Origin of the sequence: Snodgrassella sp. CFCC 13594 (assembly GCF_001590725.1) — a bacterium.
Taxonomy (GTDB): Bacteria; Pseudomonadota; Gammaproteobacteria; order Burkholderiales; family Neisseriaceae; genus Snodgrassella.
The window spans coordinates 1-2,154 of record NZ_LQXR01000047.1 but is presented as its reverse complement, the minus strand read 5'-3'; the positions used below and the strand labels follow the sequence as shown (position 1 = coordinate 2,154).

Annotated in this window: 3 protein-coding genes; 2 read left to right on the top strand and 1 reads right to left on the bottom strand. The window is 44.2% G+C overall.

Features of this window, described 5'->3' with window-relative positions; translation table 11 throughout:
* The first annotated feature begins 241 nt into the window (after window positions 1-241).
* Together A2F46_RS11535 and A2F46_RS13510 are read left to right on the top strand one after the other, a co-directional pair.
* Window positions 242-610 (top strand): hypothetical protein, encoded by a 369-nt coding sequence (locus tag A2F46_RS11535; RefSeq protein WP_066570602.1) that lies wholly within the window; start codon window positions 242-244, stop codon window positions 608-610.
* 84 nt (window positions 611-694) lie between these two features.
* Window positions 695-769 (top strand): SEC-C metal-binding domain-containing protein, encoded by a 75-nt coding sequence (locus tag A2F46_RS13510; protein WP_082783690.1) that lies wholly within the window; start codon window positions 695-697, stop codon window positions 767-769.
* Between the two features lie 246 nt (window positions 770-1,015).
* Here the strand turns inward: A2F46_RS13510 and A2F46_RS11530 are convergent.
* On the bottom strand, window positions 1,016-2,154 hold a 1,139-nt coding region (locus tag A2F46_RS11530), incomplete at its 5' end, for a TolC family outer membrane protein (RefSeq protein ID WP_066570600.1).

The following is a 2,154-nucleotide window of genomic DNA, read 5'->3' as shown; positions in this document are numbered from 1 at the left end:
GCGTGTAATTTAATTTGTCTTTTTTCTTGTTTTTCAGGAAGTGGTACGCGCCGAAAAAATGATCCTTTTTCATATCAGAATTTCGATTTATATGATTTAGATTCGATATTATTGGATAATAATGTTGGTATATAAGTTTATATCCAATATTTATTCTATATTTCACGTTTACAATTTTGATACTATGTAGTTTAATTCGATACATATATTGTTTTAGTGTAATTTTATTGGGTACTATTCGATGAGCACAGATATTGACGATTTTTTGAATGAGTTAGATAAACAGCCCAAATCAAAAACAAGATCCGTATTGATTCCCTATGAATCTGAAATTTTGGAGTTGAAAAAGCGAGGCTATACTGAGTCAGTGATACTGTTGTTTTTAGAACAAAAAAAAGGCGTTAAGGTTGCTCAATCCACACTGAATTGGTTTATCAATAGTCGATTAAAAAAGCGCCTATTAAATGAAGAAGCACCACAACCGAAATCTTTTCAAAAGACTTTGGCTGTAGAAGAATCTACTACGACCTCGGCAGCAGCCATATCCGATGATGAAATAGCCAGACGCCCATCGTGGGCATCTAAAACGCCTTTGAGTGAGTTGATTTAAAACCATGCCGTGACATCATGACATATATTACAGTGCCATCAAACAAGGGCGGTGTATATATGTACGATCGGCCCCAATACGTAAGTGGGCATTGCCAGGACGGACGATTCGTGTCCATGTGGCCGTGGCAGAAAATTCAAAAAGTGTTGTCTACACTAGATTTGGCCAGCTGATTGGAGCAGGGGTTTGATTAAAATTTAAGCAAGTGCAAATTTTAACGCATTAACAACTTTCTAAGGATGTTATCCACAGCTTATTGACCAATCAGCACCACGATTTTGAAGATAAGTTTTGTGAATCCCCATTAAGCGGCTTGGGTGTAAGTGTCTTGAATGGCTAAATCATTGTTCGAGTACGGATGACCTAGCAGCAACCCATCAGGTCATCAATAACGCGGAAAAAGCCTTAATACAGTAATTTTCGGATTGTCTTCTGCTGGGCTTCATCAGCCAAGAGTCCTGCATTTTTCAGTAATTGCAGATATGCAGACACATAGCCATAGCGGGCTTCGGCCAGTTTTTGTTCCGCATCGGCTTTGGCCTGCTGTGCCTGCAGTTCATCCAGATTGCTGCGTACCCCAACTTTTCTGCCCAATTGAGTGGCGTTCAACTTCACTTCACTGGCCTTCAATAGCTGTTGTTGTGCCCGAATCTGGTATTGACCACCCAAAGTGGTTTGATAGGCTTGGTCAATGGCTAGTCTGATTTTGCGTTCAGTTGCCAAGAGTTGGGATTGACCTTGTAGTTCTCGCGCTGCGGCCTCTCGTACTTGGCTGCGAGCCAAACCACCAGAGTAGAGGGGCATACTCAGCTGCACGGTGACTGTTGCCCCTTTGCTGCGGTAATGTTGTTCGATACCGTAGTATTCTTGGGTATTGTGGTTATCTTGATAACCACCCGTTAAGGTCAGCTTAGGCCAATGTCCGGCTTTGGCGGCTGTCACACCCTGTTTGGCATTGTCCAGAGCCAGCTTTTGCAGCTGCCATTCCGGATTGTGTGTTTTGGCTAAATCGAACCAGTCTGTTTTATTGCTGTTGGCCAGAAGATTACCCAAATCGGCTTTTTTGATGGGCGCGATGTCTTTGGGATTCAGGCCAGTCAGACTTTCCAAGGCATTCTCCGCCACCAGTAAATCAGTCATGGTGCTGATTTTTTTGGCTCTGGCCGCCTCATAGCCGGCTTGTGCTTCGTTGGTGTCCACAATGGTGGCCGCCCCTTTTTCAAACAAAGCCACAGCCTGTTTGATTTGTAGCGCATAAGCCTGTTTTTCCTGCTCAATCGAGATCAGCTTGTCTTTGTTGAGCAAGACCTGGAAATACGCTTGGGCCACATTGATCAGCAACTCTTCTTCGGTATGGGCGAGTTTTTGATCCGCCATTTGCGCCGCCAGCCTACCTTGTTGATACTGTGCCCAACGTGCTTTATCAAACAGGGTTTGCGAAGCCTGTATATTCCAGCCATGGCTTTGTGTGGTAGTGGATAGAGCAGGAGGCTGTTTCTGATAGCTGGCATTTGCGCTGACTTGTGGCAGCAGTGCGGCGCGCG